Genomic DNA, 7,371 nt, shown 5'->3' on the forward strand with positions numbered 1-7,371 from the left:
AAGTATGAATATTATAGACGATTTAAAATTACAGTATAAAGTAGGAGGCGTCGCATTTAGGCTGATTTATTGGAATATTGCTTTCTTTTTAGTGTCATTTGTGCTTGTTGGCTTGTTGGCTTTAGTTAATGTCAATGTGAATGTGCTTCAATTTGTGAGCTTGTCCTCAAATCCAGTTGATTTGTTTTGGAAGCCATGGTCAATAGTTACCTATTCCTTTTTTCATTTTGATTTCTTTCACATCCTTTTCAATCTAATTATTCTTAATTTTTCAAGTAAATTTTTCCTCACTTATTTTACTGAAAAACAATTTGTAGGTGTCTATGTTTTGGGAGGTATTTTTGCTGGACTTGTATTCATTTCTTGTTTTTATGTGCTGAATATTACGACTGCTATCGTAGGGGCGTCTGCTGCGATTATGGCTATCCTAGTAGCAGCAACAGCTTATCAACCTTTAATGAATGTGCGATTACTGATCATTGGTAATGTCAAACTGTGGCATATTACCTCAGTAATTCTAATTTTAGATTTGCTACAGTTACGTTCGGACAATATGGGAGGTCATATCTCTCATTTATCAGGAGCTTTATTTGGATTCTTGTATATCCAGTTGCTAAAAAATGGTTCGGATCTAAGTACAGGAGTAACTAAAGTTATTGATGTATTCGTTAATTTATTTCGCAAATCGCCTTCTACTCCTTTCAAAAAAGTGCATAAAAATTACAGTAAGCCACCAGTTCAAAGAGTAGCTAAAATTGTGACTAAGTCCAAAGAGCAGCAGCAAATAGATGAGATTTTAGATAAAATCAGTCAATCGGGTTATGACAGTTTGAGTAAAGAAGAAAAAGATTTTTTATTTAAGGCAGGTAAATAATTGTAAATTTATAGATTAGTAACCAAAGTATAATTTTAAACAATAAAGATGAAAAATCTTTCTTGGTTCAATAAAGGAATGTACAGTTTAAACATTCTTCTTATTATTGTCACTTTTATAGCTTATGTTTTGCCATTTTTATCACCTAAAATATTTCCTATTTTATCGGTGTTAACTTTAGTTATGCCTTTGTTTTTTATACTGAACAGTCTGTTTTTTGTATACTGGCTTTTTCAGTTTAAAAAAAGGATGATTTTATCTGGAATAGTGCTCTTAATTGGAATTACTTTTATCAATAAGTTTTATAAATTTTCAGCGCCTCCTTATGAGCAGGAAGACAAGGATTTTGTAGTCATGAGTTACAATGTGCGGCTATTTAATTTATTTAAGTGGATCGATAAAACCGATGTTGCGGGTTCTATTGTATCTTTTATAAATGAGAAAAATCCAGACATTTTATGTATTCAAGAGTTTTCTTCTTCGGCTACCATCGATTTAAAAGTGTATAAATACAAATACATTTTGATGGCTGGTAATAAAATTAAAACCGGACAAGCTATTTTTTCGAAATTTCCTATTATTGATCAGGGCAATATTGTTTTTCCTAATTCAAATAATAATGTGATTTATGCCGATATCAAGAAAGGTAAAGATATTATTAGAGTGTATAATATGCATTTGCAATCCATTAAGATTTCGCCTGATGTGGATGAAATCAATGATAATATTGAGGTTATCAATAAGAGTAAATCGCAAATGTTATACCGAAGGATTAGTAAGGCTTTTACACAGCAGCAGCAACAAGCAGAGATTTTTAAAGAACATGAAAGTGCGTGTGAGTACCCTGTAATTATTTGTGGTGATATGAATAATAGTGCTTATTCCTATGTGTACCGAAATATCAAAGGGAAATTACAAGATTGTTTTGAAGAAGCCGGAAAAGGCTTTGGTCAAACATATGAGTTTAAGTATTATCCTGCTCGAATCGATTATATTTTTGCTGACGATAAAATGATTGTTAAGGAGTTTCAAAGTTTTCCAGAAATGAAGGACTCTGATCATTATCCGATAATGACTAAATTAAGTATTGAGTGATTGTACTGCTTTAAGTTAAAACTGTTGCTCTTTCAGATAGTCAATAGTAAATTTACCTTCATTAAATAGTAAGTCTAGGACACTAAGATTATTGATAAAGCCGTGTTTGTCCTCAAAAACCTGCATATACCTTTTAAAGGCAGACTTGTCTTTTTTACCATCAATTAAATGTCTACAGTCAAGTGTAGTGTTTGGGTTTACCTCTTGTAAATATTCGGAAGTTGTTTTGTATTCTATTCTTTTTCGTAAACAGTTGGATACGATGTCTATTGATTCATAATTAAGATCCAATAGGTATTTGTGTTCTTTCTCGTAAAAGGGTCTTATGTCGTCTTCAAAAAACTCAAAAAAAGGTGAGCTTCGGTAGGCGGTTTCTAACGATTTAAAATGTTGTTTCTGCCAATCAGATGTATTGTCAACAATGATGTCTTTTGTCTTCTGATGTGCTTCTTTACTGTGTTTTACGGGTATGTTTAGCAGCTGAATTCCATTGGGACTGTAAATGTAAGCTCTGTTTCTATTGGTTTGCTTCTGGAAATTATCTTCTATTTCAAACAAGACGGAATCCGCTTGTTCCATGGCTACGTAGTGACTAATTGAAGGAAAATAGGAGGGGTGAAGAAGCGCTTGCATTATGATTCGGTATTTTTATTTGTATAAAAAAGTCATAAAGTTACTTTATTCAAGTGTACTTTATGACTTTTAAATTTGGTATTGTTTATTTAGCTGTTTTTAGCTTTTCTTTTTTTCCAAAAGTATTCTCCGATAAAGAACGCTGCTAGTGCAAATAAGAAATATTTAAAGTAGGACTGTGGCTGACCTTCACCGCTAACCGTTGTGAAAACGCGATCCCATCGAATGCTCCAGTTCTTTATTCCATCATTAATCCCTTTGATACTCATCCAGATAAAAACTGGTTTACCCACAATGTGATCTTCAGGAACGAATCCCCAATAGCGACTGTCTTCAGAGTTGTGACGGTTATCACCCATCATCCAATAGTAATTTTGCTTGAACGTATAACTCGTTACGACTTGACCATTTAGTCTAATTTCAGAGCCTGTAACTTTTAAATCATTTTTGTCTCCAGAATCACTTTTTTCATAATCGGTGATGATTCTTTTATAAAATGGCAATGTAGCACTGTTTAAAGCAACGGTTTTTCCTTGTTCCGGAATATAAATTGGTCCGTAATTATCTTGATTCCACTTATTGATTTGCGGAAAAATACTTTGTTCCAAATCTTTGGCAATGATTCTATTGACTGCGGTGATACCAGGAATATTTTTTAATCGGTTTGCACTGGCTTCAGTCAAAGCCCTAAATATCAAAGTATCTCTCGCTTCATTTATATATCCCGCCGCGTCAGTAATATCCATGTCTTTTACTAGATATTCAAAATCAATAGGCGTCTTACCATCCACAACTACATTGTATGAAAATTGTGGTTTAGCTCGATCCGGAAGCGCTAATTTTTTACCATCAATATAGACCATTCCATCGATTATAGATAAGCTATCTCCTGGAATACCTACGCATCTTTTTACGTAGTTAGATTTTTTATCAATTGGTTTTATCACACCGGGTTTTCCTTTAGGTTCAAAGAAGTAATGTACGGTATCCACCGGCCAGTTGAATACAACAATATCCGTTCTATTTATTTTTTCAGAACCAGGTATTCTAAAGTAAGGCAACTGAGGCCAGCTCAAATAGGATTTTGATTTGGTCATTGGAATCGAGTCGTGTACCATAGGTAACGCAACTGCAGTCATTGGGACTCTAGCTCCATAATTTATTTTACTCACAAATAGAAAGTCACCAACTAATAGCGATTTTTCTAATGAAGGTGTAGGAATGGTGTACGGTTGTACCACGTAAGTATGAACTAAAGTTGCAACAATAATCGCAAACAATAGCGAATTTATTGTGTCTCCTGTCGTAGTTGAAGGTTTCAACGAACGATTTGAAATGTGCGTTAGTTTCTGTGTATAGTTAATATAGTAAACGTATAATCCGCAAGTTATAATAGCCAGAAAGGTGTCGATATTACTACGTTTTCCAAAACTTCTTAAAGTTTCCACCCATATAATTGGAAACATAATTAAGTTGATGATTGGAATAAATAACAAAATAGTCCACCACGTTGGTCGACCTATTATTTTCATTAAAACTATTGCATTGTAAACGGGAACAGCAGCTTCCCAGCTTTTTCTACCTGCAGCAACATACAGTTTCCAAGTTCCTAAAAAATGGACTATTTGAATGAATAAGAAAAACACAAACCATTGATATAGAGACATAATTGTTACGTTTAAATTGGTTGTAAATAAATAAGTATTAGGTTGTCGTTTTTATAATGCTAAAACATCTTTCATGGAGAAAATACCTTGTTTTCCAATGATCCACTCAGCTGCTATAACAGCACCAAGTGCAAAACCTTCGCGATTGTGTGCGGTATGTTTGATTTCAATGCTATCAACGCCTGAGTTGTACAGTACGGTATGCGTGCCAGGTACTGTTCCTATTCTTTTTGCCTCAATGTGTATTTGATTTGCACTAGCTTCTCCTAAAGTCCAATCGGTTAAGTCACTATTTTCAATAATTCCTTTTGCTAATGAAATGGCTGTTCCGCTCGGTGCATCTAATTTTTGCGTATGATGAATTTCTTCCATTTCTACACTGTAGCTATCTAATTTAGACATCATTTTAGCTAGATATTCATTTATTTCAAAGAATATATTTACTCCTAAGCTAAAATTAGAGCTCGAAATAAAGGCGCCATTGTTTTTTGTACACAAAGCAACCATCTCCTCGTATTGATCTAACCAACCTGTTGTCCCTGAGATAACGGGAACATTATTATTTAGGCACTTAGTAATATTTAAAACGGCAGCAGAAGGAACGCTAAAATCAATTGCCACAGCTGCATTCTCCAGGCCATCAAAGCTATTGTGTTCCTCTTTTTTTAAAATAATTTCATGACCTCGCTCGATTGCGATTCGCTCAATTACCTGACCCATTTTTCCGTATCCTAAAAGCGCAATTTTCATTTGATTTGTATTTTGAATGTACTAAATGTAGAAATAGTCAATAAGATTACTATCTCTAAAAGTTATAATTAATTGTTAGACCCACATTTGTCTTTAAAGTTACATCATTGGTGTAAAGTGAAGGCTTAAAAGAAATGTTTTCGTCGACATTAAATTGTAGTAGTGCTGCGTCCACATTGGCATCAATAATATTTAATGCATAAAAAGCAACAACAAATAAAGCAGATAAATCTCTGTTTCTTTGGTAAAATTTTTGTCCGGCAATCAATCTAGAATCATCAAGATAATCAAAGTTATCGTCAGAGTATCCCTCCAATCTTCTTTTGTACGCGTCTCGGTATTGATTGTATTTCTTATTACTATCTAAAAAGAAATAAAGACTCGTACCAATAGCACCGTAAACGATTGGGATTTTCCAGTATTTTTTGTTGTAAGCCTGTCCTAAACCGGGCAGTACAGCGGAGTAAAAAGCTGCCTTTGCAGGAGTTAGCGGATCAATTTCTGTTGCTTTTAAGGTGTCTTTAGCCACTAAATCGCTACCGTTTTTAGCTTGCGCCAAAACCATATTGTTTCCTATACTAAAAAGGAGTGTTCCTATTAACAGAATTTTATTCACTATCCTTTTATTAATTCTACTATACGTCTAAAATCTTCGGCTGATTTAAACGGAATAGTAATTTTTCCCTTTCCATTTGCAGCTACTTTAACATCTACTTTGTTTCCAAAATAAGAGTTAAAAACATTTTTATCCGTATCCTCAATTGCAAAATTAGGCGCTTTTGAACTAGTAGCGGCTTTAGGTTTTAAACTTTCTTGATAGTTTTTTACCAAAGCTTCTGTATCACGTACAGATAAATTTTGACTCACTATTTTTTGATAAATACCTGTTTGAGCATCAAGGTCCTCGATGTTAATGATCGCTCTACCGTGCCCCATACTAATAAAACCATCACGAATACCCGTTTGAATAATTGGGTCCAATTTTAAAAGTCGTAAGTAATTAGCAATAGTAGATCGTTTCTTACCTACACGTTCACTCATTTGCTCTTGCGTTAATTGAATTTCGTCAATTAATCGTTGGTACGAAAGAGCAATCTCGATCGGGTCAAGGTCATGTCGTTGAATGTTTTCAACAAGAGCCATAACCAATGATTCATTATCGTTTGCAATTCGAATATAGGCGGGCACAGAAGTTAATCCTACAAGAGTAGAGGCTCTTAAACGGCGTTCTCCTGAGATTAATTGGTATTTATTAAAGTCTAATTTTCTAACCGTGATAGGCTGAATTACACCAAGTTCTTTAATCGAAACTGCTAATTCCTTTAATGATTCTTCATTAAAATTACTTCTAGGTTGAAACGGATTTATTTCAATGGCTTCAATGTCAAGCTCAATGATGTTTCCAACAACTTTATCAGCATTTTTATCATCTACAGATTTAATATCGTTTTCAGGATCCTTTAGTAAGGCTGATAATCCGCGGCCCAAGGCTTGTTTTTTTATTGCTTTTGCCATACAATTATTTGCTATTTTTCTTAATTACTTCTTGTGCTAAATGCAAATAGTTTGTTGCACCCTTGCTAGTTGCGTCGTAGTTGATGATGCTTTCTCCAAAACTTGGCGCTTCGCTGAGCTTTACATTTCGTTGAATTATAGTTTCAAAAACCATATCATTGAAGTGTTTTTGAACCTCTTCAACTACTTGGTTAGATAAACGCAATCTCGAATCGTACATAGTCAATAATAATCCTTCAATATCCAAATCAGGATTGTGGATTTTTTGAATACTTTTTATGGTATTCAGTAATTTTCCAAGACCTTCCAATGCAAAGTATTCACACTGAATTGGAATAATCACTGAGTCAGCTGCAGTTAATGCATTCAGTGTTAGTAATCCTAATGATGGAGCACAATCAATAATAATATAATCGTATTCTTCTTTGATTTCAGCCAATGCTTTTTTGAGCATGTATTCTCTATTTTCCTTGTCAACTAATTCTATTTCGATAGCGACAAGGTCAATGTGCGCAGGAATTACGTCAACATTTGGAGCAGAACATTTTATGATTGCCTCCTTTGGAACATTACTATGCTCTAAAATTTGGTAGGTACCAATTTCCACACTTTCAACATCAATTCCTAATCCAGAGCTAGCATTAGCTTGAGGATCAGCATCTATGAGTAGTACTTTTTTTTCTAAAACTCCTAATGAGGCGGCTAGATTTACTGAGGTAGTAGTTTTTCCAACGCCTCCTTTTTGATTAGCAATCGCAATGATTTTGCCCATTTATTTTCTAAATTTTGAACCGTAAAAATACAATTTATTATGGTTTCTGAAAATCTATTTTGTTA

The 7,371-nt window shown here is 33.9% G+C and carries 8 protein-coding genes; 2 read left to right on the plus strand and 6 right to left on the minus strand.

Translation table 11 applies throughout. From position 1 onward, the window contains the following. The first annotated feature begins 4 nt into the window (after positions 1–4). Both P8M54_RS02290 and P8M54_RS02295 read left to right on the plus strand, forming a co-directional pair. The gene (locus P8M54_RS02290; RefSeq protein WP_300284600.1) at positions 5–874 is read left to right on the plus strand and encodes a rhomboid family intramembrane serine protease; all 870 of its coding nucleotides are present in this window, start codon (positions 5–7) and stop codon (positions 872–874) included. Positions 875–922: 48 nt separating this feature from the next. After that, the gene (locus P8M54_RS02295) at positions 923–1,969 is read left to right on the plus strand and encodes an endonuclease/exonuclease/phosphatase family protein (protein WP_300284602.1); all 1,047 of its coding nucleotides are present in this window, start codon (positions 923–925) and stop codon (positions 1,967–1,969) included. A gap of 15 nt (positions 1,970–1,984) precedes the next feature. On the opposite strand, the gene P8M54_RS02300 is transcribed toward P8M54_RS02295, so the two are convergent. The 6 genes from P8M54_RS02300 to P8M54_RS02325 form a co-directional block, all read right to left on the minus strand. Continuing rightward, positions 1,985–2,602 (minus strand): WbqC family protein, encoded by a 618-nt coding sequence (locus P8M54_RS02300; RefSeq protein WP_300284604.1) that lies wholly within the window; start codon positions 2,600–2,602, stop codon positions 1,985–1,987. An 89-nt stretch (positions 2,603–2,691) separates the two neighbouring features. Further along, positions 2,692–4,269, minus strand: coding sequence for a signal peptidase I (lepB, locus tag P8M54_RS02305; protein ID WP_300284606.1), 1,578 nt, complete (start codon positions 4,267–4,269; stop codon positions 2,692–2,694). Between the two features lie 51 nt (positions 4,270–4,320). Then, the gene (dapB, locus tag P8M54_RS02310) at positions 4,321–5,019 is read right to left on the minus strand and encodes a 4-hydroxy-tetrahydrodipicolinate reductase (protein ID WP_300284608.1); all 699 of its coding nucleotides are present in this window, start codon (positions 5,017–5,019) and stop codon (positions 4,321–4,323) included. Between the two features lie 55 nt (positions 5,020–5,074). Then, a complete protein-coding gene (locus P8M54_RS02315) occupies positions 5,075–5,635 on the minus strand; it encodes a DUF5683 domain-containing protein (protein WP_300284610.1) in 561 nt (186 codons plus the stop codon). After that, positions 5,635–6,534, minus strand: a complete 900-nt coding sequence (locus tag P8M54_RS02320) for a ParB/RepB/Spo0J family partition protein (protein WP_300284612.1) — start codon at positions 6,532–6,534, stop codon at positions 5,635–5,637. The genes P8M54_RS02315 and P8M54_RS02320 overlap by 1 nt, the downstream gene beginning before the upstream one ends. Before the next feature lie 4 nt (positions 6,535–6,538). Then, positions 6,539–7,306, minus strand: coding sequence for an AAA family ATPase (locus P8M54_RS02325; RefSeq protein ID WP_300284614.1), 768 nt, complete (start codon positions 7,304–7,306; stop codon positions 6,539–6,541). Between the last annotated feature and the right edge of the window lie 65 nt (positions 7,307–7,371).

Origin of the sequence: Flavobacterium sp. (assembly GCF_029242675.1) — a bacterium.
Lineage (GTDB): Bacteria > Bacteroidota > Bacteroidia > Flavobacteriales > Flavobacteriaceae > Flavobacterium.

What these genes read in the sequence shown, in the direction of transcription:
- P8M54_RS02290 (WP_300284600.1), top strand. Translation starts at nt 5, where the DNA reads ATGAATATTATAGACGATTTAAAATTACAGTATAAAGTAGGAGGCGTC.
- P8M54_RS02295 (WP_300284602.1), top strand. Translation starts at nt 923, where the DNA reads ATGAAAAATCTTTCTTGGTTCAATAAAGGAATGTACAGTTTAAACATT.
- P8M54_RS02300 (WP_300284604.1), bottom strand. Translation starts at nt 2,602, where the DNA reads ATGCAAGCGCTTCTTCACCCCTCCTATTTTCCTTCAATTAGTCACTAC.
- lepB (WP_300284606.1), bottom strand. Translation starts at nt 4,269, where the DNA reads ATGTCTCTATATCAATGGTTTGTGTTTTTCTTATTCATTCAAATAGTC.
- dapB (WP_300284608.1), bottom strand. Translation starts at nt 5,019, where the DNA reads ATGAAAATTGCGCTTTTAGGATACGGAAAAATGGGTCAGGTAATTGAG.
- P8M54_RS02320 (WP_300284612.1), bottom strand. Translation starts at nt 6,534, where the DNA reads ATGGCAAAAGCAATAAAAAAACAAGCCTTGGGCCGCGGATTATCAGCC.
- P8M54_RS02325 (WP_300284614.1), bottom strand. Translation starts at nt 7,306, where the DNA reads ATGGGCAAAATCATTGCGATTGCTAATCAAAAAGGAGGCGTTGGAAAA.